23 protein-coding genes and 1 tRNA gene are annotated in these 25834 nt (G+C 68.1%); 12 read left to right on the top strand and 12 right to left on the bottom strand.

The features are described from left to right. Window positions 1–19: 19 nt before the first annotated feature. Complete coding sequence (locus IE075_RS04665; RefSeq protein ID WP_189454803.1) at window positions 20–598, bottom strand: FMN-dependent NADH-azoreductase; 579 nt, start codon at window positions 596–598, stop codon at window positions 20–22. A gap of 97 nt (window positions 599–695) precedes the next feature. Between IE075_RS04665 and IE075_RS04660 the strand changes: the two genes are divergently transcribed. The 3 genes from IE075_RS04660 (at window position 696) to IE075_RS04650 (ending at window position 2540) form a co-directional block, all read left to right on the top strand. After that, on the top strand, window positions 696–1664 hold the full coding sequence (locus IE075_RS04660) for a LysR family transcriptional regulator (RefSeq protein WP_189453758.1): 969 nt from the start codon (window positions 696–698) through the stop codon (window positions 1662–1664). A gap of 39 nt (window positions 1665–1703) precedes the next feature. Next, a tRNA-Ser gene (locus IE075_RS04655) sits at window positions 1704–1793 on the top strand. Window positions 1794–1892: 99 nt separating this feature from the next. Further along, window positions 1893–2540 (top strand): response regulator, encoded by a 648-nt coding sequence (locus tag IE075_RS04650; RefSeq protein WP_189453756.1) that lies wholly within the window; start codon window positions 1893–1895, stop codon window positions 2538–2540. A 296-nt stretch (window positions 2541–2836) separates the two neighbouring features. Here IE075_RS04650 and IE075_RS04645 read toward each other — a convergent pair whose 3' ends face one another. Continuing rightward, a complete protein-coding gene (locus IE075_RS04645) occupies window positions 2837–5965 on the bottom strand; it encodes a ribonuclease E/G (protein WP_189454801.1) in 3129 nt (1042 codons plus the stop codon). 440 nt (window positions 5966–6405) lie between these two features. On the opposite strand from IE075_RS04645, the gene IE075_RS04640 reads away from it, so the two are divergent. Beyond that, the gene (locus IE075_RS04640) at window positions 6406–7365 is read left to right on the top strand and encodes an RluA family pseudouridine synthase (RefSeq protein ID WP_189453754.1); all 960 of its coding nucleotides are present in this window, start codon (window positions 6406–6408) and stop codon (window positions 7363–7365) included. 227 nt (window positions 7366–7592) lie between these two features. Here IE075_RS04640 and IE075_RS15935 read toward each other — a convergent pair whose 3' ends face one another. After that, window positions 7593–7919, bottom strand: a complete 327-nt coding sequence (locus IE075_RS15935) for a hypothetical protein (RefSeq protein ID WP_425489335.1) — start codon at window positions 7917–7919, stop codon at window positions 7593–7595. Between IE075_RS15935 and IE075_RS15930 the strand changes: the two genes are divergently transcribed. Together IE075_RS15930 and IE075_RS15580 are read left to right on the top strand one after the other, a co-directional pair. Then, window positions 7809–8114 (top strand): HD domain-containing phosphohydrolase, encoded by a 306-nt coding sequence (locus IE075_RS15930; RefSeq protein ID WP_425489354.1) that lies wholly within the window; start codon window positions 7809–7811, stop codon window positions 8112–8114. The two genes, IE075_RS15935 and IE075_RS15930, sit on opposite strands and share 111 nt — an antisense overlap. After that, window positions 8029–8652, top strand: coding sequence for an HD-GYP domain-containing protein (locus IE075_RS15580; RefSeq protein WP_229792313.1), 624 nt, complete (start codon window positions 8029–8031; stop codon window positions 8650–8652). The genes IE075_RS15930 and IE075_RS15580 overlap by 86 nt, the downstream gene beginning before the upstream one ends. On the opposite strand, the gene IE075_RS04630 is transcribed toward IE075_RS15580, so the two are convergent. Further along, window positions 8636–9055 carry an energy transducer TonB gene (locus IE075_RS04630; RefSeq protein ID WP_189453752.1) on the bottom strand — a complete coding sequence of 140 codons (420 nt, stop codon included), beginning with the start codon at window positions 9053–9055 and terminating at the stop codon, window positions 8636–8638. The two genes, IE075_RS15580 and IE075_RS04630, sit on opposite strands and share 17 nt — an antisense overlap. A gap of 3 nt (window positions 9056–9058) precedes the next feature. Then, window positions 9059–9403, bottom strand: a complete 345-nt coding sequence (locus IE075_RS04625) for a 4a-hydroxytetrahydrobiopterin dehydratase (protein ID WP_189453751.1) — start codon at window positions 9401–9403, stop codon at window positions 9059–9061. Window positions 9404–9508: 105 nt separating this feature from the next. On the opposite strand from IE075_RS04625, the gene IE075_RS04620 reads away from it, so the two are divergent. Then, the gene (locus tag IE075_RS04620) at window positions 9509–10105 is read left to right on the top strand and encodes an NfuA family Fe-S biogenesis protein (RefSeq protein ID WP_189453749.1); all 597 of its coding nucleotides are present in this window, start codon (window positions 9509–9511) and stop codon (window positions 10103–10105) included. Window positions 10106–10124: 19 nt separating this feature from the next. After that, complete coding sequence (locus IE075_RS04615; protein ID WP_189453747.1) at window positions 10125–11789, top strand: hypothetical protein; 1665 nt, start codon at window positions 10125–10127, stop codon at window positions 11787–11789. A gap of 97 nt (window positions 11790–11886) precedes the next feature. Here the strand turns inward: IE075_RS04615 and IE075_RS04610 are convergent, their stop codons facing one another. Both IE075_RS04610 and IE075_RS04605 read right to left on the bottom strand, forming a co-directional pair. After that, complete coding sequence (locus IE075_RS04610; RefSeq protein WP_189453744.1) at window positions 11887–12354, bottom strand: c-type cytochrome; 468 nt, start codon at window positions 12352–12354, stop codon at window positions 11887–11889. Between the two features lie 8 nt (window positions 12355–12362). Next, on the bottom strand, window positions 12363–12752 hold the full coding sequence (locus IE075_RS04605; RefSeq protein WP_189453742.1) for a c-type cytochrome: 390 nt from the start codon (window positions 12750–12752) through the stop codon (window positions 12363–12365). A gap of 323 nt (window positions 12753–13075) precedes the next feature. On the opposite strand from IE075_RS04605, the gene IE075_RS04600 reads away from it, so the two are divergent. The 3 genes from IE075_RS04600 to IE075_RS04590 all read left to right on the top strand — a co-directional run bounded on the left by IE075_RS04600 (window position 13076) and on the right by IE075_RS04590 (window position 20805). After that, window positions 13076–14191, top strand: coding sequence for an efflux RND transporter periplasmic adaptor subunit (locus IE075_RS04600; RefSeq protein ID WP_189453740.1), 1116 nt, complete (start codon window positions 13076–13078; stop codon window positions 14189–14191). Window positions 14192–14302: 111 nt separating this feature from the next. After that, complete coding sequence (locus IE075_RS04595) at window positions 14303–17707, top strand: efflux RND transporter permease subunit (RefSeq protein ID WP_189454800.1); 3405 nt, start codon at window positions 14303–14305, stop codon at window positions 17705–17707. Beyond that, window positions 17704–20805 (top strand): efflux RND transporter permease subunit, encoded by a 3102-nt coding sequence (locus IE075_RS04590; RefSeq protein WP_189453738.1) that lies wholly within the window; start codon window positions 17704–17706, stop codon window positions 20803–20805. The genes IE075_RS04595 and IE075_RS04590 overlap by 4 nt, the downstream gene beginning before the upstream one ends. Before the next feature lie 51 nt (window positions 20806–20856). Here the strand turns inward: IE075_RS04590 and IE075_RS04585 are convergent, their stop codons facing one another. The 5 genes from IE075_RS04585 to ykgO all read right to left on the bottom strand — a co-directional run bounded on the left by IE075_RS04585 (window position 20857) and on the right by ykgO (window position 24915). Then, window positions 20857–22077 (bottom strand): TraB/GumN family protein, encoded by a 1221-nt coding sequence (locus tag IE075_RS04585; RefSeq protein WP_189453736.1) that lies wholly within the window; start codon window positions 22075–22077, stop codon window positions 20857–20859. Between the two features lie 213 nt (window positions 22078–22290). Further along, on the bottom strand, window positions 22291–23175 hold the full coding sequence (locus IE075_RS04580; RefSeq protein WP_189453734.1) for a carbon-nitrogen hydrolase: 885 nt from the start codon (window positions 23173–23175) through the stop codon (window positions 22291–22293). Between the two features lie 40 nt (window positions 23176–23215). Beyond that, a complete protein-coding gene (locus IE075_RS04575; protein WP_189453732.1) occupies window positions 23216–24262 on the bottom strand; it encodes an agmatine deiminase family protein in 1047 nt (348 codons plus the stop codon). A 55-nt stretch (window positions 24263–24317) separates the two neighbouring features. Next, window positions 24318–24677 carry a hypothetical protein gene (locus IE075_RS04570; RefSeq protein WP_425489353.1) on the bottom strand — a complete coding sequence of 120 codons (360 nt, stop codon included), beginning with the start codon at window positions 24675–24677 and terminating at the stop codon, window positions 24318–24320. Window positions 24678–24789: 112 nt separating this feature from the next. Next, window positions 24790–24915 (bottom strand): type B 50S ribosomal protein L36, encoded by a 126-nt coding sequence (gene ykgO, locus IE075_RS04565; protein ID WP_010342887.1) that lies wholly within the window; start codon window positions 24913–24915, stop codon window positions 24790–24792. A 130-nt stretch (window positions 24916–25045) separates the two neighbouring features. Here ykgO and cmk point away from each other — a divergent pair, with 130 nt between their 5' ends. Then, entirely contained in the window at window positions 25046–25717 is a 672-nt protein-coding gene (gene cmk / locus IE075_RS04560; protein ID WP_189453728.1) for a (d)CMP kinase, read from the top strand. Window positions 25718–25834: the final 117 nt, after the last annotated feature.

Here is a 25834-nt window from a genome sequence, read left to right as displayed (position 1 = left end):
GCGCCTTCGCAAGCGGCGGTCAGGCCGCCCGTGCAAGCGGCGTGTCGAGTGCAGCCAGGGCGGAGGCGATGGCCTGTTCGCGGTGTTCGGCCGACAACGCGACCCCGTCGGCGCGGATAACGGTGACGCGGTCGACGCCGAGAAAGCGGAAAACCTGCCGCAGATAAGGTTCGACGAAATCAGTGGGCTTCCCCGCGTGCAGCCCGCCCGCCGCCGTTACGACAATCACGTGCTTTCCACCGGCCAGACCCTGCGGGCCGTCTGCTGTGTATCGAAACGTCCGACCGGCGACGGCAATACGGTCGATCCAGGCCTTGAGCGTCGAGGGAACGCCGAAGTTGTACATCGGCGCGCCGATGACGACTGCGTCGGCGTCCAGAAACTGCACGAGCGCGCGCTCGGCCTCGGCTGCCGCTGCCGAATCAGCCCCGCCGAGCGATGCGCCGCTCAGATGGGGCAGGGGCTCGGCATCGAGATCACGTTGCTCGACCACCGCAGTCGGCGAATCCGCTCGAATGCGCGCGACGGCGGCTGCAGTGAGGACGCGTGTCGCCGAGCGGTCGGCAAGGATGCTGCTGTCGAGGTGCAGGATTTTCATGGTGGCGCTCCGAGCGAGGGTGCCTCCAAGGTATGGCGTTGCACAGGCGGGATAAACCTGATGAAATGCCACGCATCGTTGCGCTGGGGAAACGGCCGTGTACGACCTGAATGACTTGTACTACTTCGCGGTGGTCGTCGAGCACTCCGGCTTCGCCGCCGCGGAGCGGGCGCTCGGCATCCCGAAATCGCGCCTGAGCCGGCGTATCAGCCAGCTCGAAACCGATCTCGGCGTGCGACTTCTGCAGCGCTCCACGCGCCGTTTCGCCGTAACCGAAGTGGGCAACAGCGTCTATCGCCATGCGCAGTCGATGCTTGCCGAGGCGCAAGCCGCGCGCGAGGTCGTCGACCGGCTCAGCGCCGAGCCCCGCGGTGTGGTCCGGGTGAGCGTGCCCGTCAGCATCGCGCAGCAGCAGATGGCGCATCTGCTGCCCGAGTTCCTCGCGCGCTATCCGCAGGTGCGAGTCCAGCTCACGGTGAGCAACCGCCGGGTCGACATCATCAACGAAGGCGTCGACGTCGCAATGCGCGTCCGCACCAAACTCGATGACGACGGCAGCCTCGTGATGCGCAGCTTCGGCCAGATCCAGCAGCTGCTCGTCGCGAGCCCGGCATACCTCAAACGCGCGGGTCATCCGCAAGCGCCCGAGGACCTCATGTCGCACGTGACGCTGAGCATCAGCGAAGAAGATGCGCGTCAGCGCTGGGAGCTGCATGGCCCCGACGGCGAGGTGAAGCGCGTCGACCTGACGCCCCGTGTGATGGGGTTCGACTTCCCGATGCTGATGTCGCTCGCCGAGCAGGGCCTCGGCGTCACGCTGATCCCTGAAACCGTCTGCGCCGAAGCCGTGCGCACGGGACGCTTGGTCGTCGTGCTGCCGCAGTGGCGCCTGCCGCAGGGCATCTTCCACGCCGTGTTCGCCTCGCGCCGCGGCTTGTTGCCCGCGGTCCGCGTCTTCATCGACTTTCTCGCCGAGAAGGCGCCCGCGCTGGTTGAAGAGGCGCGCCTGAGCTGCTCGGAGATCCATGGCCGCCCGTGTTCCGAAGTCGAACTCGCACGCGCCTAGCTGTCGCAGCGCCACCGGCATGCGAGAATGCCGCGCTCCGGAGAGATGGCCGAGCGGTTTAAGGCAGCGGTCTTGAAAACCGCCGTGGTAGCGATACCACCGTGGGTTCGAATCCCACTCTCTCCGCCATCTTCGAAACGCGACCGGCCTCGTTTTTGTGACGCCGGTTGCGGTTGCGCCGTGACCGTCGTAGCCTGCCCGTGGGGACAACCAGGGAAGGGGTGAACGATGACGATCCGCGTCTTTATCGTGGATGACCACGCGCTCGTGCGCGCGGGCATGCGCATGATCCTGTCGGCTGAAGTCGACATCGAAGTGATTGGCGAGGCCGACTCCGGCGAACTCGCGTTGCCGATGATCCGCAAGCTGCAGCCCGACGTCGTGCTGTGCGACCTGCACTTGCCCGGCGTCAGCGGGCTCGAGGTTACTGAGCGCATCGTGCGCGGGCAGCAAGGCACGCGCGTGATTGCGGTGTCGGTGCTCGAGGACGGGCCGCTGCCGCGCAGGTTGATCGAGGCCGGCGCTTCAGGCTACGTAGGAAAGGGCGGCGACGCCGCCGAACTCGTGCGCGCCGTGCGCGATGTGGCCCGCGGTAAACGCTATCTCGCAAGCGGCGTCGCCCAGCACTTGGCGCTCGCCGGGATCGGCGGAGACGCTTCGCCATTCGATGCGCTTTCGCCTCGTGAGATGGAGATCGCGCTGCTGCTCGTGCAGGGCATGCGGCAGGAGGAAATCGCGCGCCGGCTGAGCCTCAGCGCGAAGACGGTCAACACGCACAAGAGCCGGCTGTTTGAGAAGCTCGGCATCGTCGACACGATCGCGCTGGCGCGCATGGTGCGGCAGTACGGCGTGACGGATCCGGCGTGCGCGGTGTAATGGCTGCGACCTCGCTTGCCGCGCGCGAAGCGCACCGACCGGTGTCACGAGCGCCCACGGCGGCTCGTCGGTAACTTTCATCGTCGGGAGAGGTCGGTCGGGTGGCCGGCCTCTGAAACTTTTCATACGCCGGCGGGTCGTGCGCGCGTCTGAGCGCGTGCGAGGCGTTCCGGCCTGCCGTTGGGCATGCAAGTGCCGCCCTTCGAGCGCGCAATCGCAGCCGTCGTTGAGTCCACTGCCTCAGTAAAAAAGAAAGGCCGCGATCGCCCGCGGCCTTTCTTCGTTCCGTGCGGCGGTCAGTCGCGCCGGACGGACTCGCCTTCGCTCGCCGAATCTGCTGGCGCCGCATGCTCCGCGGCGGTCGACGTCGACGGCGTGTTGCCGGCGCTGCCGTCCGGTCCCGTCGCGGACGGCGAAGCGGCGTGGTCATCCGCTGCGTCGAGCGTGGTGGGCGACGTTGGCTCAACCGCAGCTGGGGCAGGGGACGCAATCACTTCCGGCTCGGACGACGACACTTCGCCCGCTGCCTGCGCCGGTTTCTGGCGGGAGGCTGCAGCGGCTCGGGACGCGTCGGGGCCGCTGTCGGCGGTCCCGCTGTTCGAGCGGGCGGCCTCCGGTGCGTGCGCAGGCTCGTCAATCACGGCCGACGTCGCGGTTGGCTCGGACTCCGTCGTCGCTGCGGACGCATCAGCATCGCCGGACTTCGCGGCCGTGAGGGGCGCGTCAGGCGCCGGATCGCTTGACGGCGCCTCATGCGCAGCATCCGCCGCGTTTTCAGCCGGCGAGGCGGGAGCGGGCGAGGCTGCAGCGACCTCTGGCGACGTGTCCGCAGGGGTGGCTTCGACCGACTCGACTGTGCGCGCTGCGACGGCTGCCGGCTGCGGCGTCGGTCGTGCGGTCGCGTCCGACGTCGACGCGGGCAGCTCGTCGAAATCGAACTCCGGCTGCGACCGCTCGCCGTGCGGCGCTGTGGTGGCTGCGCCGCTGTCGGCATCGTCGAAATCGTCAGCGCCGAAGTCGTCGTTCAGCCCTTCGCCAGCGCCACCTGCATCCGCACCGTTGCCGTCACCGGCACCGCGGCGACGGCGGCGTCCGCCGCGACGTCCGCGACGACGACGGCTGCCGTTTTCACCGGCGTCGCCGTTGGCATCAACAGCAGCATCGGCCGCGGGGTCGGCGGAGGTCAGGGGCGCCGCTTCGACTGCCGGCTCGCGGACTGCTTCTGCCGCTGGAGCGATCGGCGTGGGAGCCGGCGTCACCGGTGCCTCGGCACGCTCGGGATCCGACCGTGCGCCATCGATGCGGGGCACTTCAGCCCGTGCAGATCCGCCGTCGTTGCGCGGGGCATCGGTGCGCGGCGCATCGCTCCGGGGCGATTCGCTACGCACCTTCTCGGGCTTCGGCGTCTTCGGCTCAGCTGCTTGCTGGGCCTGCGGGGCGCGTTCCTCACGCGGCGGCTTCGGCGGGCGCGAGGCCTGCTGCGCGGTCGGCTGCGTCGCAGCGCCGCCCTTCGCGGCCTTGCCGTTCGGCGAAGGCCCACGACCCTGCGGCTGCGGCTGCTGCTGCGTGCTCGGCTTCGCCGGTGCGGCGTCGCGTCGAGGTTCGTCGCGGCGCGCTCCCTTGGCGGGGCGGCCGTCGCGGCGGGCGCTATTGCCTCGGTCGCGCTGGGTGGGTTCGGCGGCGGCCGGGGTGGCGGTCGGCGTGCCGCGGAAATACCGCAGGATGCGCTCGACCAGACCCACCGAGTGCGTCGGCATCGCCACCGGCGCTGACGCAGCGACTGGGGCTGCGGCCGGCGCGGCCTCGCGCGGTTCGCGCATCGGCGCCGGCTGCGTCGGCTTCACGTTGGTGACGATCGGCGCCGGCGGGACGTTGAGGTTCGCCTTCGTCAGCGAGTACGTCGGCAGCTTGCGCGGCGTGCCGCGCTGGTAGCTCGGCTTGCTCGTTTCCTCGCCCAGCTCGTTCTCACGAACGCGCGTGACTTCGAAGTGCGGTGTATGCAGCTGCTCATCGCCGACGATGACGATCGGCGAGTCATGGCGCTTTTCGATTTCGCTGAGCGCGCGACGCTTCTCGTTGAGCAGGTAGTTCGCGATCTCGACCGGGGCCTGCACCAGCACCTGGCCGGTGTTGTCCTTCATCGCGTGCTCCTCGGCGAGGCGCAGGATCGACAGCGACAGCGATTCAACCGACCGCATGCGGCCGTGACCGTCACAGCGCGGGCAGACGAGCTGGCTCGACTCGCCCAGGCTCGGGCGCAGGCGCTGGCGGCTCATCTCGAGCAGGCCGAAGCGCGAGATGCGCCCGATCTGGACGCGCGCGCGATCCTGTTTGAGTGCATGCGACAGGCGGTTTTCGACCTCGCGCTGGTGCTTGCTCGAGCTCATGTCGATGAAGTCGATCACGACCAGTCCGCCGAGATCGCGCAGGCGCATTTGCCGCGCGACTTCCTCGGCAGCTTCGAGGTTCGTGTTGAACGCCGTTTCCTCGATGTCGCCGCCCTTGGTAGCTCGCGCCGAGTTCACGTCGACCGCGGTCAACGCCTCGGTCTGGTCAATCACGAGCGCGCCGCCCGAGGGGAGGCGCACCGTGCGCTCGTAAGCGTTCTCGATCTGCGACTCGATCTGGAAGCGATTGAAGAGCGGGGTGTCGTCGGTGTAGTGCTTGAGCTTGCGCAGGTTGTGCGGCATCACCTGCTCGACGAATTGCTTCGCCTCCGTGTACATCTCGGGGGTGTCGACGAGGATCTCGCCGATGTCCGGGCGCATGTAGTCGCGCAGCGCGCGGATGATCAGGCGCGACTCCTGATAGATCAGGAACGGGACCTTGCGCTCCTTGTCGAGCGCGGCCTCGGCGATCGCGCGCCAGACGCCGATCAGGTAGTCGAGGTCCCACTGCAACTCTTCGGCGTCGCGGCCGACGCCGGCGGTGCGGATGATCACGCCCATTTCCGGCGGAATGTTGAGGCTGTCCATCGCCTTCTTGAGCTCGGCGCGGTCCTCGCCCTCGATGCGACGCGACACGCCGCCCGCGGTCGGCGAGTTCGGCATCAGCACCATGTAGCGGCCGGCGAGAGAGATGAACGTCGTCAGCGCCGCGCCCTTATTGCCGCGCTCTTCCTTGTCGACCTGGACGACGACTTCCTGTCCCTCGCGCAGCAGCTCCTTCAGGCCGGCCTTGTTGGGGTCGACGCCGGGCTGGAAGTAATCGCGGGAGATTTCCTTGAGCGGCAGGAAGCCGTGGCGTTCACCGCCGTATTCCACGAACGCCGCCTCGAGGGACGGCTCGAGCCGCGTGATGCGGCCTTTGTAGATGTTGGACTTCTTCTGTTCCTTCGACGGCTGTTCGATGTCGATGTCGTACAGGTTCTGCCCATCGACGATCGCGACGCGTAGCTCTTCGGCCTGCGTCGCATTGATCAGCATGCGCTTCATTGGATTGCGTTCCTCGTGCGCTTCACCCTGCCCAGAGGCAGGCGCGCGGAACGCCATGGCGTTTCGCTTCTGGGAACTGAGGCGCCGTCGCGGCGCGCGGGCGATGTCGCCACTGCGCGCACGCGTTGGAGCCTCCACTACCAGCGCTTCTACACCACGGCATGCCGCGGGAGCGCTTGTTCGTTTTGTTTCCTGTTGGCAGGCCGACGGCGGCCTCGGCCAGAGCCCAGACCGCCGCGCGGGGCGTGTTCATCTCGGTGGTTTGACCCGCCGGGCCAGAACCGGTTCCGCCGGGCCGTCGCTGCTAACATGGCTGCCCCGCGGGCAGTGGTCAGGCGCGGACCAGAATCGCAGGAATGGCTTTCGGCCGACAACTTCCTGCGAAATCAAAACCTTATCTCGCGTCGCGAGTGTAGCAGAAACCCTAGCGGATGACGGATTCAGCTTCCCCCGGTTCCGGCGGCGGCGCGCGCACTGTGCGCGTGCCGGACGACCGCGATGGCCAGCGCCTCGACAACTTCCTGCTCGGTCAGCTGAAGGGCGCGCCACGCTCTTTGATCTACAAGCTCGTGCGCTCGGGGCAGGTGCGCGTGAACGGCGGCCGCGCCAAGGCCGAGCGCAAGCTCGAGGGCGGCGACGAAGTGCGCATCCCGCCCGTGCGCGTGACCGAGCCCGGCGAGAAGGCCGCGCCGCCGCAGGGCTTCATGGCCGCACTCGACGCGGCGATTGTCTTTGAGGATCCGCGGCTGCTCGCGCTGAACAAGCCATCGGGCGTCGCCAGCCACGGCGGCAGCGGGATCAGCTTCGGCGCCATCGAAACCCTGCGCGCGCTCCGGCCCGGGCAGACGCTCGAACTCGTCCACCGACTCGACCGCGACACCTCCGGGCTGCTCATCGTCGCGAAGAAGCGGTCCGCGCTGACTGAGCTGCAGGCCCTGATGCGCGAGGAGCGCGGCATCGCCAAGCGCTACTTGGCGCTGCTCGCCGGGCGCATGCCGGACGGCGTGATGAGCGTCGACGCTCCGCTGCACATCGGACTGCGCCAGGGCGGGGAGCGGCATGTGCAGGTGCACCCGGCCGGTAAGGCGTCGCTGAGCCACATCCGGGCGCTCGAGCGCCGCGGCGGGCATTCCTACTGCGAGGTGCGCATCGAGACGGGGCGCACCCATCAGATTCGCGTCCACGCCCAGCACATTGCGCATCCGGTGGCAGGCGACGACAAGTACGGCGATCCGGCAGTCAACAAGCGGCTGCGGGAGCAGGCCGGGCTCAAGCGGCTGTTCCTGCACGCATCGACGCTGCAGTTCGCGCTCGATGCAGGGCGCGCACCTTATTTGCTCAACGCGCCGCTCGCGCCCGAGCTCGTCGACGTGCTCGACCGCCTCGCCTGAGGATCAAGGATCGGCCGGGCCGGCCGATTCCGTCTGCATCCGACCGACTGCGCGACGTGCCCCGTGGCGATGGCAGAACTCGAACTCGCCGAACTGATTGGCTCGCTGAGCCATGCGCTCGATCTCACCGAAGGCCAGCCGGCCGGCCACTGCGTGCGCAGTTGCTGGATCGGCATGCATGTCGGCCAGCGGCTCGGGCTCGACGACGAGGCGCTGTGGTCCCTCTATTACGCGCTGCTGCTCAAAGACCTCGGCTGCAGCAGCAACGCGGCCCGGATCTGCGAGCTGTACGCGGCCGATGACCGTGTGTTCAAACGCGACTTCAAACTCGTCGGCACCAGGCCACTCGACACCTTGCGTTCGTCGCCGCGAAGACGGGCGAGCACGCCGGTTGGGGCCGCCGGCTGTCGTCGCTGCTGCACATCGTCCGCAACGGCGACGAAATCGCGCAGGAGCCGATCCAGACCCGCTGCAGCCGTGGAGCGGACATTGCCCGGCGCCTCAGGTTTCCGGAAGCCGTCGCGCGGGCGATCCATTCGCTCGACGAGCACCACGACGGCAGCGGCCGACCCGACGGCCTGGTCGGCGACGCGATCCCGCTTGAATCGCGGATCGCGTTGCTCGCTCAAGTCGTCGACGTCTTTCACTTTTCCAGTGGTCGCGATGCCGCGTGGACCGAGGTGCGCGCGCGCTGGCCGGTGGTTCGACCCGCGGATCGTCGCCGCGTTCGAGCCCTGCGCCGAGGATGACGCGTTCTGGGCCGTACTCGAAAACGGCGAGGCCGAGCGCGCGGTGCTCGCCCTCGAGCCGGCCGCACGCCGCGTGCCGCTCGACAAGGAGTATCTCGACGCAATCGCTGATGCGTTCGGCTCGGTCGTGGATGCGAAGAGCCCGTACACGGCGGGCCACAGCGCACGGGTAGGCCACTACTCCGATGCGCTCGAATGGGCCGCGGTGCGACAGCACGCCGAGTTCACGGAGCAGATCCTGGGCCGCATCTCGCACTTTGCCGAGCTCGCCCGCATCGCGGCTGCGAACCATGAGAAGCTCGACGGCACCGGCTATCCGCGAGGTGTCGGCGAGGCCGAGATTGCACTCGAAACGCGAATCATCACGACAGCCGACATCTTCGACGCGATCACCGCCGAGCGGCCGTACCGCGGCGCCACGCCGGTCGAACAGGCGCTTGCAACCATGCGCGGCCACGTAGGGACCGCGATCGACCCCACGTGCTTTGCCGCGCTGGAGGCGATCGCCCTCGACGAGGCCGTCAGTTCAAGCTGCTAGCGCGTTGCTCGTCGAGCACGAAGCAGCGCTCTGGCCGCGGCGTCGGCGGCGTGAACGTCACGGGCACCTGGATCCGCGACGTCACGGGCTGACCGTTGCGGGTCGCCGGTGCGAACTCCCAGCCACGCACGGCTGCGATCGCGGCGTCGTCGAGCTGGCTTTCGCCGCTGGACGTGAGGAGGCGCATCGATGCCGGGCGGCCGTCTGCGCCGATTTCGAGCTGCAGCACCACCTGGCCGCCGACGTCTTCGCATGCGAGCGCTTCGGGGTAGGCCGGCGGAGGCGTGTTGCGCGCGAGCGGCTGCGTCGGTGAGATCGACGGCGCCGGTGGCGGTGCCTCGAAGCACGCGGTGAGGCCGGCGATTGCAGCGACTGCGGCGAGGCGAAGCGAGATGCGGATCATCGGTCAGCCTCCGACCAGTCGATCGGCTCGGGCCGCGCAGATGAAATCGTTCTCGCTGAGACCGCCCGCATCGTGCGTCGAGTAACGCACCACGCAGCGGTCGTAGTGCACGCCGAGATCAGGGTGGTGGTCCTCACGATGCGCCATGAACGCGAGTGCGTTCACGAACGCCATCGTGCGGTAGTAATCCGGGAACGAGAACGTCTTCGTGAGCGCGCGGCCCTGTTCGGCGAGTTCCCAGCCGGGGATCTCGGGCATCAGCTCGCGCACGCGCGCTTCGCTGAGCCGGTGCTCGCTGCCGTGTCGGACGATGCAGTGGGCTTCTGCAAGCGGAATCAGATCGTTCATGGCGGGTCCTGTGCGGTCGGGGCGAGGACTGAACCTTTCGCATCGACGAGGGTCGAAGCCGGACCGCGCGCCGTCGCGCGATCATCTCCTCGCTAGAATAGCCCGATGATCCAGATTTCCGAATCCGCGCAGGCTCACTTCCGGCGCCTCATCGAACGCGAGTCGCTTCCCGGACTCGGCGTAAAACTGTCCGCGCTCCACGCGGGGACGCCGAAGGCCGACGTGCGCCTCGAGTTCGCGGAACCCGCGGACCTCGCGGGCGACGAGTGGGCGATCGACTGCGAAGGCTTCACGGTCTGGCTCGACGCCGCGAGCGTGAAGTACCTCGACGGCGCGGAGATCGACTTCGAAACCGGCGCGACGGGTGGGCAGCTTCAGATCCGCGCGCCGAAGATCAAGGGCGAGGCGCCGGGCACGGCGGCTTCGCTGGTCGAGCGCGTGCAGTGGGTCGTCGAGCACGAGATCAATCCGCAGCTTGCGCAACATCGCGGCCACGTCTCGGTGCAGGAAGTCACCGCGGACGGCGTCGTACTGCTGCGCTTCGGCGGTGGTTGCCACGGCTGCGGCATGGCCGATGTCACTCTCAAGCAGGGCATCGAGAAGACGCTGCTGGAGAAGGTGCCGGGCGTGACGGCCGTGCGGGACGCCACCGATCACGACACGGGCGCCACGCCGTACATGCCCCGCGATTCGGTCGCCTGATCGAGGCGCGGCGCTGTCGATGTTCTCGGCCGCCGATCTCATCCAGACCCTGCAGCGCCGCGGCCAGACGCGCGCGCATCGGCTGCCGGCGCCCGGCGAGTACCCGCCCGGTTGGGACGGATGGTTCGCTGACATGGCGCGTCGGCCGGGGCGCGTGTTCGGCGCGCCGGCTGGCGAGTACGTGGACGTGCTCATGGAGCGCGAGCCGCGGCTGCCGTCCGGCCGCAGCGCAGATCTGACGCGATGGCAGGCGTTCTCGACGCTGTGGCGGCAGGAGTGGCAGCCGGCACCGCGCGAGGAGCGTCGCGTCCGTTGGTTCGCCGGCGGTGTGACTGCGGTGTGGCATGTCACGCTCGGAGCGCTTCTGCTCTGGCTGATGTACGTGCAGTACCTCCCGTCGAGCGCCGCGCCGTCGGGTGAGCACGTCGTTCAGGTCGAATACGTCGGCATCGGCACGCCTGCCGAGCCGGGCGGCGGGGCGCCGACGTCATCGCCTGCGCCTGTCGAGCCTCCAGTATCGGAGCCCCCGCCCACGTCAGCGGCAGCCTCGGCCTCGGCGACGCCCGAAATGACGATTCCCGAGCTGCAGCCGCCGCTGCCCGACGTGCCGCAGCGCGACGTTCCGGAGCCGCAGGTGCCGCCGGCGGTCGTCGAGCAGGCGGTCGCGGTCAGCGAGCCGACGCCGTCATCGCAGCCGGACGACTTCGTGCTGCCGCCGCCGCAGCCGCGCTCGGTGGAGGTCCCACTTGCGACGCCTCGATTGACGCCGCCGCCGCGCGAGCTGCAGGCCGTCGAGGTGCCCGAGCCCGTGCAGCCCCGGCAGCGCGCATTCCCCGAGGTGGCGGTCGCGCCCCGGCCGCTTGACGCTCGCGTGCCCGAGGTCGAAACACGCGAGGTGCCGGCGCCGCTGCCGCAGGTGGCGCTGCGTCGGCCTGATATCCGGACCCCCACGGCTACGCCGCGCCCGCTCGCGGACGCCGTGCCGCGCGTGCGGGAGCGAGCCGTGCCGACGCCTTCGCAGCCCCCGGCTGAGATCGCCGAAGCCGCGCGGCCGACCCCGGCGGCGGCTGCCAGCGCGGCTGAGCCCGCGCCACGCGCGGCGATCGCTGCCGGTGCCGCGCCGCCCGCGCCGCAAGCAGGCGCCCCTTCACGCACTGCGGGCACAGGGCCGGCGGCGCAGCCCAGGCCCGGCGGCTGGCCGTCGCCGCGACGTTCTGACGATTGGGGCGATGCGGCGCGCAGCGTCGAGGGCGGGGACGCCGGGCGAGCGCCAGGGGTCTTCGACGATGACGGCTCGGTGCGGCTTGCCGAGCGCCCGGGTTCTGCATCCCCCGGCCAGCCCCCGGGCACGGTCACCGAAGAAATCGCGAACCTCGATCGCGCCGGCACCTGGCTCAAGCGCGCACCGAACGACTACGAGGCGACGGCGTTCGACCGGTACTGGCGGCCCAACGAAACCCTGCTCCAGGAATGGGTGCGGAAAAGCATCAAGCGCGTGATGATCCCGATCCCCGGCACATCCAAGCGCATTGCGTGCGACGTGGCACTGCTCGCGCTCGGCGGCGGCTGCGGCATCATCGATCCGAACCTCAACGAGCAGCCGGCCGTTGCGCGCCCGCCCCCGGACATCCCGTTCAAGCCGCACCTGCAGGAAGACAACGGCAGCGTGCGTCCGGGTGGATGACGCCGCTCGCGCGCACGTCCTAGGCCGGACCGGCGTAAACAGAAAGGCCCGCTTTCGCGGGCCTTCCGAGGTGCTCGAGCGGGCTGCAAGCCCGCCGTTACTCGCTGTCGACGTTCGTGAAGTTGCCGTCCGTGTTCGTCAGCGTGCGCAGCTCCGACGGCTGCGAGCCGAAGTACGCGGAGAGGTCGGCGATCTGTTGGTCCGACAGCGTCTCGGCCTGGCTCTTCATCAGCGCGTTGTCGCGACGCCCGATGCGGTAGCTCGCAAGCGCGTGGGCGAGGTAGTCCGAATACTGACCACCGATTTTCGGATAAGCGCCGTCGATCGGTGCGTTGCCGCCAGGACCGTGGCAGTCGATGCAGGACTGGCCGGTCGCTTCGCGCTTCAGGTTGGCAAGCTTCTCGCCCCGTTCGACGCTGCCCTTCGGCAGGCCCGCGGACGACTCGCTCATGCCGCTGACGCGGTTGTGCGTTTCGGTGTGGCCTTCGGCCTCGGCTTCGTTGTTGTTGCAGCCGGTGGCGAGCAGGGTGAGCAGGGCGATGGCGAGGATCGAGCGATTCGTCATGGTCGTGCTCACTTCACGTTCGACAGGTAAGCGGCGATGTCGGCGATGTCCTGCTGCGAGAAGCTCAGGGCCTGCGCCTGCATCGTCGGGTGCTTGCGCGCCCCGTTCTTGTAATCCGTCAACGCGCCGACCAGGTACTGCTCGGACTGCCCGACGATCAGCGGGACGCGGTAGTTCGGATACGCATTGCGATACCCGATCACGCCGTGGCAGCCGTGGCAGGTGTAGGTCAGTTCGAGGCCACGCGCGCGATCGCCCTTGACCGGCGCCGGAGCAGCGGCAGCAGCGGCAGTCGGGGCGGCGGCAGGGGCCGGGGCCGGCGCGGCGTCCTGGGCTGCGGTCGCAAAGGCGATCGAAGCAAGGGCGAGGCAGGCGGCGATCGTCAGCGGTCGCGTCATGTCGTATTCCGCAAATTTCGAAAGGTCGGGCAGAGCCGAGCCGGGCGTCCCGGCACAAGCGCGCAAGTATAGCGTGCGCTTGCGGTACGGCCAGCACCGTGAACGGCGTGGATTGCGAGCCGGCAACTGCGCGGCGCATGGACTGTGTGCGCATCGCCCGGAGCGCATCAACCCGCAGTGCGACCCGGACGCGACCGAGACACCGTAGAGCCGCGTGACGCTGGTCACCATGACCTTCGGGAGAGGGCGCGCCTTCACGCCGGTGATATACCTAGATACAACACCGGCATACAGCCGTCTTAATCTCTATCTGGGGCCCCAAGATGCAACCGTCTTCCGCTTTCCGCCGCCGTGGACCACTGCTTTCGGCTGTTGCGCTTGCCTGCCTCGTTGCCCTCTCGGGCTGCAAGGGCAATGGCGACGCGGAAGCCAAGGCGGCCGAACAGAAGGGCCCGGAAGCGATTCCGGTCGAGGCCGTCCCGGCCTCGCACCGGGCGATCGCGGCCAGTTACACGGGCACGGCGCCGCTCGAGGCGCGGGCGGAGTCGCAGGTCGTCGCGAAGACCTCGGGCGTCGCGCTCGACGTGCTCGTCGAGGAAGGGCAGCCGGTGCGTGCCGGGCAGACGCTTGTCCGGCTCGACGCCGCGCGCGCGGCGCTGCAGACGGCACAGACCAACGCGCAGATGCGCAAACTCGAAAACAACTTCGCACGCGCCCGCCAGCTCGCCGACCAGCAGCTGATGAGCGCCAGCGACCACGACCAGATCAAGTACGACCTCGAGAACGCGCGCGCTGCAAACCGGCTTGCGAACCTCGAACTGTCCTACGCGAACGTTACCGCTCCAATCTCCGGCGTCATCGCATCGCGCTCGATCAAGCCCGGCAACTTCGTGCAGATCAACACGCCGATCTTCCGCATCGTTGACACCTCGAAGCTCGAGGCGGTGCTCAACGTGCCCGAGCGCGAACTGGCCACGCTCAAGGCCGGCCTGCCGGTGGAGCTCAGCGTCGACGCGCTGCCGGGCCAGACCTTCAAGGGCACGGTGGACCGCGTGGCGCCCGTCGTGGACTCGGGCAGTGGCACGTTCCGCGTCGTGACCGCGTTCGAGGGCGGCGGGCTGCTGCAGCCGGGTATGTTCGGACGCGTCCGCATCGATTACGACAACCGCGCCAATGCGCTCGTCGTGCCGCGCGTTGCGCTGCTCGAGGACGAGGGTGACCCAGCGGTGTTCGTCGTGCGCGACGGCAAGGCGGCCCGCGTGCCGGTCAAGCTCGGGTACACCGACGGCGCCTGGGCCGAAGTGCGCTCCGGCCTCAAGGCGGGCGAGCGCGTCGTCGTGGCCGGCAAAGCCGCGTTGCGCGACGGCACCAAGGTGCAGCTGATCGGGCAGGGTGCTGAGGCGTCGGCCGCCGCAAAACCCGCCACCTCGACGCAGTAAGCGCGGAGACATCTCGTGAATCCTTCTTCGGACGATCTGCGTTCGACGCCTTCCCCTGCGCCCCGTGACGGCATCGTCGAGTTCTCGACACGCCGCCGCGTGACGGTGGCGATGGTGACGATCACGTTCCTGCTGTTCGGGTTGCTCGCGCTGCGCGAACTGAAGGTCAACCTGCTGCCCGACCTCAGCTATCCGACGTTGACCGTGCGCACCGAGTACACCGGCGCTGCGCCTGCCGAGATCGAGACATTGATCTCCGAGCCCGTCGAAGAGGCGGTCGGTGTCGTCAAGAATCTGCGCAAGTTGAGGTCCGTGTCGCGCACGGGTCAGAGCGACGTCGTGCTGGAGTTCGCGTGGGGCACGGACATGGACCAGGCCAGCCTGGAGGTCCGCGACAAGATGGAAGTGCTGCAGCTGCCGCTGGAGGCGAAAGCCCCGGTGCTGCTGCGCTTCAATCCGTCCACGGAGGCGATCATGCGCCTTGCGCTCTCGGCAAAGGGCGAGGGCGGTGACGCGCAGGCACAGCAACGGCTGACGGAGCTGCGCCGCTACGCAGACGATGATCTGAAGAAGAAATTGGAGCCCGTCGATGGCGTCGCGGCGGTGAAGGTCGGCGGCGGTCTCGAAGATGAGATCCAAGTCGACATCGACCAGCACAAGCTCGCGCAACTCGGCCTGCCGATCGAAACGGTCATCAACCGGCTGAGGCAGGAGAACATCAACATCTCCGGCGGTCGGCTCGAAGAGGGCTCGCAGCGTTACCTGGTGCGCACGGTCAACCAGTTTGCGACCGTCGACGAGATGCGCGAAATGCTGGTGACCACGCAGTCCGGCGGCGGTGGCGCCGCGGAAAGCGCGGCCGAGCAGATGGCGCGCGTCGCCGCCGCGACCGGGGACGCGAGTGCAATGGCCGCGGCCGCGTCCGTGCAGAGCGCATCGTCCAGCGGCCAGTCGACAGCCGCGGGCGGAATGCCGATCCGGCTCAAGGACATCGCGGACGTCCGCCAGGGCTTCAAGGAGCGCGAATCAATCATCCGCCTCGCGGGACGCGAAGCGGTGGAACTGGCGATCTACAAGGAAGGCGATGCGAACACCGTCTCCACGGCCGATGCAGTGCAGGCGCGGCTCGAGGAAGTGCGCAAGCAGATGCCGGACGACATCGAACTGACCGTCATCGACGACCAGTCGCAGTTCATCCGCAATGCGATCAGCGACGTGAAGTTCGACGCAGTGATTGGCGGCCTGCTGGCCGTCCTGGTGATCTTCCTGTTCCTGCGCGACGGCTGGAGCACGTTCGTGATCGCGCTGTCGTTGCCGGTGTCGATCATCACCACGTTCTTCTTCATGGACCAGATCGGCCTGAGCCTCAATGTGATGTCGCTCGGCGGCCTCGCGCTTGCGACCGGACTCGTCGTCGACGACTCGATCGTGGTGCTCGAAAGCATCGCAAAGGCGCGCGAGCGCGGCCTCGGCGTGCTGGAAGCCGCGGTCGAGGGCACGCGTGAAGTCAGCATGGCCGTCGTCGCGTCGACGCTAACGACGATCGCGGTGTTCTTGCCGCTGGTGTTCGTGGAAGGCATCGCGGGCCAACTTTTCCGTGACCAAGCGATGACGGTGGCGATCGCGATTGCGATGTCGCTCGTCGTGTCGATGACCCTGATTCCGATGCTGAGCGCGCTTAAGGGCCGTCCGGGCGCGCAGTTCCCGTCCGAGCCCGAGCACCCGCGCTGGGAGCCGGCGTCCCGCTGGCAGAAGCCACTCGCGATGAGCGGCCGAGGCTTCAAGGCGGCGGTGCGGTTCGGCTTCTTCGCGATCGCGTGGCTGGTCGTGCGCGCGTGGCGCGCGGTCAGTGCCGTCGTCGGGCCGGTGATGCGCAAGGCCAGCGACGTCGCCATGGCCCCCTACGGCGGCGCCGAACGCGCGTACCTGAAGCTCCTCCCCAGCGCGCTGCGGCGGCCCGGGCTGGTGCTCGGGGCGGCCGGGCTGGCGTTCGTAGGCACGCTGGCGATCGTTCCCATGCTTGGGGCCGACCTGATCCCGCAGCTCGCGCAGGACCGCTTCGAGATGACGGTCAAGCTGCCGCCCGGCACGCCCTTGCGCGAGACCGATGCGCTGGTTCGCAAGCTACAAGAGAAGCACGCAGGCGATGAGGGGATCCGCGCGATCTTCGGCGTCAGCGGCAGCGGCACCCGCCTGGATGCCAATCCGACGGAGAGCGGCGAGAACATCGGCAAGCTGTCTATCGTGATGGCCGACGGCGGCAGCAAGGAACTCGAAGCGGCCGAGACCGATCGACTGCGCGAAACGATGCAGGCGCATCCGAATGCGCAGGTCAACTTCAGCCGGCCGGAGCTCTTCAGCTTTGCGACCCCGCTGGAGATCGAGCTGCGCGGCCAGGACCTGGACACGATCCGCACCGCGGGACAGCGCATGGCGCAGCTGCTGCGCGCGAACCCGCACTACGTGGACGTGAAGTCGACGGTCGAGGAAGGGTTCCCCGAGATCCAGATCCGCTTCGATCAGGAGCGCGCGGCGGCCCTCGGAATGACGACGCGGCAAATCGCGGACGTCGTAGTGCAGAAGGTCCGCGGCGACGTCGCCACCCGCTACAGCTTTCGCGATCGCAAGATCGACGTGCTCGTGCGGGCGCAGGAGAGCGACCGTGAGTCGCTCGAGAGCATTCGTCGGCTGATCGTCAACCCCGGCAGCGCGCGGCCCGTGACGCTCGACGCGGTGGCCGATGTGGTGTCCACGATGGGCCCGAGCGAGATCCACCGCGCCGATCAGGTGCGCGTGGCGATCGTCTCGGCGAACCTGCGCGATATCGACCTGGGCACCGCCGTCGAGGAGGTCCGCGACATGGTCGAGGAAAATCCGCTCGGCGCGGGCGTCGGTATGCACATCGGCGGCCAGGGCGAGGAGCTGGCCGAGTCGGTGAGCTCGTTGCTGTTTGCATTCGGGCTGGCCGTGTTCCTCGTCTACCTCGTGATGGCGTCGCAGTTCGAATCCTTGCTCCACCCGTTCGTCATCTTGTTCACGATTCCCCTCGCACTTGTCGGCGCGGTGCTCGCATTGCTCCTGACGCGCTCGCCGATTTCGGTGGTCGTGTTCATCGGCCTGATCCTGCTCGTCGGCTTGGTGACGAAGAACGCGATCATCCTGATCGACAAGGTAAACCAGCTGCGCGAAGCCGGCGTGGCAAAGCGCGAAGCGCTGGTCGAGGGCGCGCGATCCCGCCTGCGCCCGATCGTCATGACCACGCTGTGCACGTTGTTCGGCTTCCTGCCGCTCGCGCTCGCATTCGGGGAAGGCGCCGAAGTGCGCTCACCCATGGCGATCACGGTCATCGGCGGCCTGTTGGTCTCGACCCTGCTGACGCTCGTGGTGATTCCGGTTGTGTACGACCTGTTGGACCGGCGCGCCGACGAGTACTACCGCGAGCGCGGTCGCGTAGCAGGCAGCCAGAGCGCTGAAAACGCGGCTGCGATCCAGGCCGACGCGGGAGCCGCCGGATGAGCGTCGCCGAGCTCAGCATCAAGCGGCCGGTTACGACCGTCATGTTCTTCGTGACCATGGTCGTGGTCGGCCTGATCGCGGCATTCCGGCTGCCGCTCGAAGCGATGCCATCGGTGTCGTTCCCGGTCGTGTTCGTGCAGATGCCGTACGCCGGCTCGACCCCCGAGGAAGTCGAGCGTACGGTGCTGCGCCCGGCCGAGGAAGCGCTGGCCACCCTGTCAGGGGTCAAGAGCATCCAGGGCACCGCGCGCGCCGACGGCGCCAGCGTGATGGTGCTATTCAGCGATTGGGAGCGCGACGTACAGATCGCGGCGTCCGAAGCGCGCGAACGCATCGATGCGATCCGCGGCGAACTGCCCGACGAGCTGCAGCGCATCTTCATCGGTAACTTCAGCACCGATGACGAGCCGGTGCTCGCGATCCGGCTGGCCAGTCAAACGATCAACCTCGCGAACTCGTACGAGCTGATCGATCGCGAGCTCAAGCGCCGCCTCGAGCGCGTACCCGGCATCGCCGAGGTGCGCGTCTCGGGCGCGACGCCTAACGAGGTCGAGGTCGCGGTGCTGCCGGATCGGCTTGTCGCGCACGACGTCAGCCTCAACGACCTCACGCGTCGTCTTCAGAGCTTGAACTTCTCGATCTCGGCCGGCCAGATCACCGACGGCGGGCAGCGATTGCGCGTGCAGCCCGTTGGCGAGCTGACGGACCTCGACGAGTTGCGAAACGTCGTCATCGGCAATGGCGTGCGGCTGGGCGACATTGCCGTTGTGCGCCTGAAGCCCGCGCGCATGGACATGGGCCGGCGCCTGGACGGGCGCCCGGCAGTCGGTCTGGACATCTTCAAGGAGCGCAGCGCAAACCTCGTTGAGGTCGCGCGGCTGACGCTTGAAGAGGTGGAGCGCATTCGCGCCGAGCCCGCAATGCGCGGCATCCAGGTCAAGGTGATCGAGAACCAGGGCGAAAGCGTCACGAGTTCGCTCGCCGAACTCGCCGAAGCCGGCGCGATCGGCCTGCTGCTGTCGATCGCGGTGCTGTTCTTCTTCCTGCGCCATTGGCCGTCGACGCTGATGGTGACGCTTGCGATCCCGATCTGCTTCGTGATGACGCTTGGCTTCATGTATTTCGCCGGGGTCACGCTCAACATCTTGTCGATGATGGGCCTGCTGCTGGCCGTCGGCATGCTCGTCGACAACGCGGTTGTCGTCGTTGAAAGCATCTACCAGGAGCGCGAGCGCAACCCGGGCAATCCGCGACTGGCGTCCATCCTCGGCACGCGGCACGTCGCGATCGCCTTGTCCGCCGGCACGCTGTGCCATTGCATCGTGTTCGTGCCGAACCTGTTCGGCGAGCGCAACGTGCTGGCGATCTACCTCTCGCAGATCGCGATCACGATCTCCGTGTCGCTGCTCGCGTCATGGCTCGTCGCCGTGAGCCTGATCCCGATGCTCTCGGCGCGTATGAAGACACCGCCGGCCGTCAGCCGGAACGGAGGCTTCATCCAAAACCTCCAAGAGCGCTACTCGCGCCTGCTGCGCTGGACACTGGCGCATCGCGGCAAGAGCGTGCTCGGCATCGTCTTGATCGTGGCCGTCAGCATCGCGCCGATGATGATGACCAAATACAACATGTTCGGCGGAGACGAAGGCAACGAGACGGAAGTGCGCTACCAATGGAACGGCAGCTATACGCTCGACCAGGTATCGGACGAGGTCGGCCGGGTCGAGGCGTTCCTTGACGCCAATCGGGAGCGCTTCCACATCACCCAGATCTATTCCTACTTCAGTGAAGAGGGCTGGGCGGGCACGCGCGTCACCTTCGACCCGGAGTACGACGGCCCGACCAAAGCACTCGCGGACGCGATCAGCGAGGCCCTGCCGAAGTCGGCGCGCGCCAAGCTCGTCGTCGGCCAGCAGGAGGGCGGTGGTGGCGGGGGCGGCGCACCCAAGACCGTGAAGCTGCAGCTGGTCGGCGACTCGACCCAGACGCTTCACGAGCTGGGCCGCGACATCCTGCCAGTTCTCAACGCACGCAAGGAATTGCGCGACGTCCGCATCGACGCGGGCGATCGCAACAGCGAGCTCCAGGTCCGGGTGGACCGGGAGCGCGCGGCTGCGTTTGGTTTCAGCTCGGAAGAAGTGGCGTCGTTCGTCGGTCTGGCTCTTCGTGGCGCCAAGCTCAAGGACTTCCGCCGTGGCGAAACCGAGGTGCCGGTCTGGGTCCGGTTCGACGGCGCCGAGCAGTTCGATGCGCGTGACCTCTCCACGTTCAACGTCCGCGCTCCGGATGGCCGCAGCGTGCCGCTGCTGTCGATGGTCGACGTGTCGATCCGGCCCGCGTCGACCCAGGTGGAGCGGACCAATCGCCAGACCACGCTGACGATCGAGGCCGCACCGATGGGCGAGACCACGCTGCCCGACGCGCGCAAAGCGGTGGAGCAAGCACTGGATTCGATCGCGTTCCCGCCGGGCTACAGCTACACGTTCGACAGCATCCAGTTCTTCGACGAGAGCGCGATGGTCCAGCAGATGATGTTCAACCTGCTGATCGCGCTGGTGATGATCTACGTGGTGATGGCCGCGGTGTTCGAATCGCTGCTGTTCCCGTCGGCGATCATGTCCGGCGTGGTGTTCTCGGTGTTCGGCGTGTTCTGGCTGTTCTGGCTCACCGGCACCGAGTTCAACATCATGGCCTTCATCGGCATCCTGGTGCTGATGGGCGTGGTGGTGAACAACGGCATCGTCATGATCGAGCACATCAACAACCTGCGGCGCCGTGGCATGTCGCGCACAGACGCGCTGGTGGAGGGCAGCCGTGAACGCCTGCGGCCGATCCTGATGACGATGGGCACGGCGATCCTGGCGATGATCCCGATCGCGCTGTCCACCGGCGGCAGCAGCGACGAGATCTCGTACTTCCCGATGGCGCGTGCGATCGCAGGCGGTCTCGCGTTCTCGACCGTCGTCAGCCTGCTGTTCCTGCCGACGATCTACGCGATCCTCGACGACCTGCGCCACTCGACGTCGCGCACGGTCGCGCGGGCACGGGGCCGAAAGACGCCGGCACTCGGATCGTCCGTCGTCGCGTCCGCTGCGCCGTAATCGCAGCGCGGAAAGCCGTGGCCCGCATCCATCCGGTGCGGGCCACGGCAATCAGCCGACGAGGCGGCCGAGCATCCGCAGCCCGCCGGTCCACACGCCGATCGCGGTGCCGAGGCTGGTCAGGAAGAAGTTGAGCAGCACGCGTGCGACACGATTGCGCCACCAGCCGCGCACCGTCTGCACGTCGTCGCGCAGCGCCATGAAATCCGCGTAGGTCGGCTTGCGCACCCACGCTTCGACGAGTGCGCTCAGCGTGCCTGACGCCAGCGCCGGATGCAGCGGCGTGATCGGCGATGCAAGGAACGCGACCAGGATGCTGAGCGGGTGGCCGCCGGCCAGCGCGCAGCCGATGGCGCCCAGCACGCCCGTTGCGAGCACCCATTGCAGCAACAGGTCCGAGCCGACGTCCAGGCCGCCGCGCCAGAACCCCCAGAAGAACCCGCCCACGACGAACGCCGCAAGCACGATCGTGAACCACGGCACGTCGCTCTTGTGGGGCAGCGACTCGAGTTGCTCGCAGACCTCGCCGGGCGCGTCCTGGTCGTGTTCGAGGTGCCGCGCCATGCCCTGGAGGTGGCCGGCGCCGATGACCGCCAGGACGTTGCGCGGTGACGAGCCGTCGTGCGCGAGTGCGCGCAGCCGGGCCGCCATGTACCGATCGCGCTCGGCGATCACGGAGTCGTACAGGGCGGGGCTTTCGCTTGCGAACTCGCCGAAGCTGGCTTCGAGTAGGTCGCCCTGTTTGAGTTTCTCGATCTCGTCCGAGCCGACCGCGTCGTCGGCAAGCAGCGAGCCGAGCATGCCGGCAACGAGCTTCGCGCGGCCCCACAGGCCCAGGCGCACCGAGGCGCGCTTGAACGTGAGCCCGACATCGCGGTCGATCAGCCGCATCTCGAGGCCGCGTTCCTGTGCAAGTTGCGCCGCCCGCTTGAGCTCCGCGCCAGGTTCGATGCCGAGCTGCTCCGCCAGACGGCGCTGGTACGCGGACAGCGCGAGGTTCGCTGCGAACATCGCGGTGCGCCCGGTGCGGATCACCTGCACGAGGTCGAGCCGCGCAAGCGCATCCGGGTCGGTCAACGACTGCAGGCGCGGCGCATCGAGCTCGATCGCAATCGTGTCGTACTTGCCGGTGCCGATCGCCGCTTCGACGGCGTCGACGCTGGCGCGCGACACGTGCGCGGTGCCAAGCAGGGTGTAGCGCACGCCGTCGCGCTCGATCACCAGGTGCGGCTGTCCCTGCAGCGCATCCAGGGGGTCGTGTAGAGCATTCATGCGTTCGGCTCGCAGTCGGGCCGGCACGTCCGGCCGGGTGGGGCGGGGTCACGCGCCGAACAGGACGGCGCGCGCGGCGTGCCGCCCGGCAAAGCCCAGGCGCAATTCGTAGGTGTTATGCGACAAACGCAGGAGCCGGCCGCAGGCGGTCGCGCTGGACCGCCGCGCGAACGGCCGCGCCGCTACAGCCGTCAAAACGACCGGCTGACGTGATCAGTCGCGGTACCGACGCAGCAGGTCGCCATAGGCGTCGATGCGGCGGTCGCGCAGGAACGGCCAGATCCGGCGCACGTCCTCGCTGCGGCGCAGGTCGACCTCCGCCATGAGGATCTCCGGCTCCTCGGTGCCGGCTTCCGCAATCACCTCGCCCTGCGGTCCGAGCACGTGGCTCGATCCCCAGAAATCGATGCCCGAGCGACCGATGGGCGAGGGCTCGTGCCCCACGCGGTTGCAGCTGAGCACTGGCAGGCCGTTTGCAACCGCGTGCCCACGGTGGCTGAGGATCCACGCATTGCGCTGGCGATCCTTCTCGTCCTGCGCATCGTCCGGGTCCCAGCCAATCGCAGTTGGATAGAGCAGCAGCTCCGCGCCGGCCAGCGCCATCAGGCGCGCGCCCTCGGGGTACCACTGGTCCCAGCACACCATCACGCCCAGCCGGCCGACCGATGTGTCGATTGGATGGAAACCCGTGTCGCCCGGCGTGAAATAGAACTTTTCGTTGAAGCCGGGATCGTCAGGGATGTGCATCTTGCGGTACTTGCCCGCGATGGAGCCGTCCTTTTCGAGCACCACGGCCGTGTTGTGGTACAGCCCCGCGCCACGGCGTTCGAACAGCGACGCCACGATGACGATGCCGTGTTCGCGGGCCAGCCGGCCCAGTCGCTCGGTGCTAGGGCCGGGGATCGGCTCAGCGAGTTCAAACTGCGACACGCACTGCTGCTGGCAGAAGTACAGGCCGTTGTGCAGTTCCTGAAGCAGCACGAGCTTCGCGCCGCGGCGCGCGGCCTCGGCGACGTGAGCGTCGATGCGGGCGAGGTTGGCCTCGGCATCGCCCTGGTTGCGCTCCTGGATCAGCGCGACGGGAAGGGTCTTGTTCATCGGATCCTCGTACGTATTCGAACAGGCCGCCGGCGTGCGATCACTCGATCGCGTTAACGTCGACGAGACCGGCGGGAAGCTGCATCGTGATGCAGTGCAGGCTGCCGTTCTGCCAGATCAGCGGGCGGCACCGCACCGGTACGATCTCGCGGTCCGGGAACGCCTCGCGCAGCACGCTCTGCGCGCGCTCATCGGCCCCGTCGCCGTACACCGGCATCAGGACGGCACCGTTGACGATCAGGAAGTTCGCGTAGCTCGCGGCGAGCCGGCGACCGTCGTCGAGGATCGGCTGCGCCCACGGCAGTTCGAACAGGCGGTACGGGCGACCGTCGCGGGTGCGCAGCGCAGCGAGCTCGGCCCCCATCGCCTGCAATTCAGCGTAGTGGCTGTCGGTCGGGTCGTCGCAGCCTTGGTAGACGATCGAGTCGGGCGAGGCGAACCGCGCAAGCGTGTCGACATGCGCGTCCGTGTCGTCACCCTCGAGGTAGCCGTGATCCAGCCAGAGCACGCGGTCCTGCTGCAGCCAGTTCGCAAGCTTGGTCGACAGCGTGTCCCGATCGACACCAGGATGGCGCTCATGCAGGCAGCGCCATGTCGTCAGCAGCGTGCCCGCGCCGTCCGTGTCGATCGCGCCGCCTTCGAGTGCGAAATCGATCGGCTGCCGCTCGGCACCCTCGAAGAGCGACGCCTGCTCCAGCCCTTCAACCAGGCGGTCGTCGAGGCTCGCCTCGAACTTCCCGCCCCAGCCGGTGAAGCGGAAATCCAGAAGGCGGAATCCGCGCCCCATACGCAGCGAGATCGGCCCCGAGTCGCGCAGCCACGTGTCGTCGTAGGGCAGCGCAACGAAGCGAACCCGGTCCATATCGACGCGCGCCGACGACAGCCGTGCCCGCGCATAAGCCTGCACGTCGTCATCGGCGACGCAAACGACAGCCGGCTCGAATCGTGTGATCGCCGCGACGAGCGCAATGTAGGTCTCCTCGATCTCACCGAGCCGGTCGGCCCAATCGGTGTCGGCATGCGGCCAGGCGATCAGGACCGCAGACTGGGGCTCCCACTCGGCGGGAAAACGCAGGGTGTTGGACATCGGCCTCTCGTGACAGGGCGCGCAACGGTGCGCGCGGGCAGAACGCGATGCGATCTCAGCGGATCGCAGGCTTCGGGCCGATCTCATCGGCGTCGGCGCGGTTGAGCACGGCGTCGATGACGCGGCTCTTCTCGAAATACACGGTGAAGTTCGGATACATCCAGCGATGGATGACCGGCCACTTCGCATTTTGACCGCCGCGTGGCTCGAGGCGCTCCGAAGGCGCGCCAAAGCGCGACTCGACCTGCGCCATCGTAAGCCCACGCGACGGCAGAGCGGTGCGCGCCTCCTCGGCGACGCGCTGTACGAGCAGGGTCTCGGCGGCAGCCGGCATGGAACCGCAGAGGGCGAGCAGCGAGCAGGCGAGGGCGACACGCAACTTCATGGCGGGCATCCGGAGCAATGGAACGCGGATTGTAAGCATTCGGTTGCGGCGCCCGTCCGGCACCGCGGACTCATAACGCAGAAGGCCGCCTCGCGGCGGCCTTCTGGCGGCTCGATGCGCCGAGCGGCGCATCATCGAACGCTCAGCGCTGGCGCGCCTTGAACCGCGGGTTCGACTTGCAAATCACGAAGACCTTGCCGCGACGGCGGACGACCTTGCAGTCGCGGTGGCGGGCCTTCGCCGACTTCAGGGAGGACAGGACCTTCATGACGACCTCGAAATTGGGGCGGGTAGAGACAAGCCCGCAATTCTAACGGGCGCGTGATCGCTTCGGCAAGCCCGATGCGCCGTCGCATTCAGCCGGGGCCTGAAGCTTCCAGTCGGGCAATAATATTGACATGACCGCATCCACTCCCATTTTGACTATCGACGGCCCCTCGGGGTCCGGCAAGGGCACGATCAGCCGGCTCGTCGCCCAGCAACTCGGATGGCATTACCTCGACTCCGGCGCGCTGTACCGTGCGGTCGGCGTCGCCGCCGGCTGGGCGGACATCGACCTCGCTGACCCGGCCGCGCTGGTGCGCTGTGCGTTCGACACCAATATCCGGTTCCGCGACGCGGCGGACGGCGAGCTGCGGGTGATCGTCAATGACGTCGACGCGACCGACGAGCTGCGCACGGAGACCGCCGGCGCCGCGGCCTCGGCCATCGCCGCGATCCCGGAGGTTCGGGCCGCGCTGAAGGATCGCCAACGTCACTTCTGCGAGCCGCCCGGCCTCGTCGCCGACGGCCGGGACATGGGCACCGTGATCTTCCCGGGCGCCGACTGGAAGGTGTTCCTGACCGCCAGTGCCGAAGAACGTGCTGAGCGTCGCTATAAGCAGTTGAATAGCAAGGGGGTCTCGGTTACCTTGGCCGGTCTGCTGCGGGAGATTCTCGCCCGCGACGCCCGCGACGCCCAGCGCGCGGTGGCGCCCCTGAGGCCGGCCGACGACGCCGTCCGCATCGACACCACCGGCCTCGGCATCGAGGACGTGGTCAAGCAAGTGTTGGCGCTCGTAAAGCGCTAGCACACAACGAATTCCGTCATCCGACGGATGCCCCGGTCAAAAGCCGGGGAACAGGCCCCGCCACGGCGGGATTTTCACGATGCGCACGCATCACACATGGGTGGGCCGGCATTTCCA

This window comes from Cognatilysobacter bugurensis (assembly GCF_014652095.1).
Taxonomy (GTDB): domain Bacteria; phylum Pseudomonadota; class Gammaproteobacteria; order Xanthomonadales; family Xanthomonadaceae; genus Cognatilysobacter; species Cognatilysobacter bugurensis.
This window is presented reverse-complemented; position numbering and strand designations above follow the sequence as displayed.

Coding starts and splice junctions, on each gene's coding strand:
- IE075_RS04665 (WP_189454803.1), bottom strand. CDS start 598: ATGAAAATCCTGCACCTCGACAGCAGCATCCTTGCCGACCGCTCGGCG.
- IE075_RS04650 (WP_189453756.1), top strand. CDS start 1,893: ATGACGATCCGCGTCTTTATCGTGGATGACCACGCGCTCGTGCGCGCG.
- IE075_RS04645 (WP_189454801.1), bottom strand. CDS start 5,965: ATGCTGATCAATGCGACGCAGGCCGAAGAGCTACGCGTCGCGATCGTC.
- IE075_RS04640 (WP_189453754.1), top strand. CDS start 6,406: ATGACGGATTCAGCTTCCCCCGGTTCCGGCGGCGGCGCGCGCACTGTG.
- IE075_RS15580 (WP_229792313.1), top strand. CDS start 8,029: ATGCCGCGTGGACCGAGGTGCGCGCGCGCTGGCCGGTGGTTCGACCCG.
- IE075_RS04630 (WP_189453752.1), bottom strand. CDS start 9,055: ATGATCCGCATCTCGCTTCGCCTCGCCGCAGTCGCTGCAATCGCCGGC.
- IE075_RS04625 (WP_189453751.1), bottom strand. CDS start 9,403: ATGAACGATCTGATTCCGCTTGCAGAAGCCCACTGCATCGTCCGACAC.
- IE075_RS04620 (WP_189453749.1), top strand. CDS start 9,509: ATGATCCAGATTTCCGAATCCGCGCAGGCTCACTTCCGGCGCCTCATC.
- IE075_RS04615 (WP_189453747.1), top strand. CDS start 10,125: ATGTTCTCGGCCGCCGATCTCATCCAGACCCTGCAGCGCCGCGGCCAG.
- IE075_RS04610 (WP_189453744.1), bottom strand. CDS start 12,354: ATGACGAATCGCTCGATCCTCGCCATCGCCCTGCTCACCCTGCTCGCC.
- IE075_RS04605 (WP_189453742.1), bottom strand. CDS start 12,752: ATGACGCGACCGCTGACGATCGCCGCCTGCCTCGCCCTTGCTTCGATC.
- IE075_RS04600 (WP_189453740.1), top strand. CDS start 13,076: ATGCAACCGTCTTCCGCTTTCCGCCGCCGTGGACCACTGCTTTCGGCT.
- IE075_RS04595 (WP_189454800.1), top strand. CDS start 14,303: ATGGTGACGATCACGTTCCTGCTGTTCGGGTTGCTCGCGCTGCGCGAA.
- IE075_RS04590 (WP_189453738.1), top strand. CDS start 17,704: ATGAGCGTCGCCGAGCTCAGCATCAAGCGGCCGGTTACGACCGTCATG.
- IE075_RS04585 (WP_189453736.1), bottom strand. CDS start 22,077: ATGAATGCTCTACACGACCCCCTGGATGCGCTGCAGGGACAGCCGCAC.
- IE075_RS04580 (WP_189453734.1), bottom strand. CDS start 23,175: ATGAACAAGACCCTTCCCGTCGCGCTGATCCAGGAGCGCAACCAGGGC.
- IE075_RS04575 (WP_189453732.1), bottom strand. CDS start 24,262: ATGTCCAACACCCTGCGTTTTCCCGCCGAGTGGGAGCCCCAGTCTGCG.
- ykgO (WP_010342887.1), bottom strand. CDS start 24,915: ATGAAGGTCCTGTCCTCCCTGAAGTCGGCGAAGGCCCGCCACCGCGAC.
- cmk (WP_189453728.1), top strand. CDS start 25,046: ATGACCGCATCCACTCCCATTTTGACTATCGACGGCCCCTCGGGGTCC.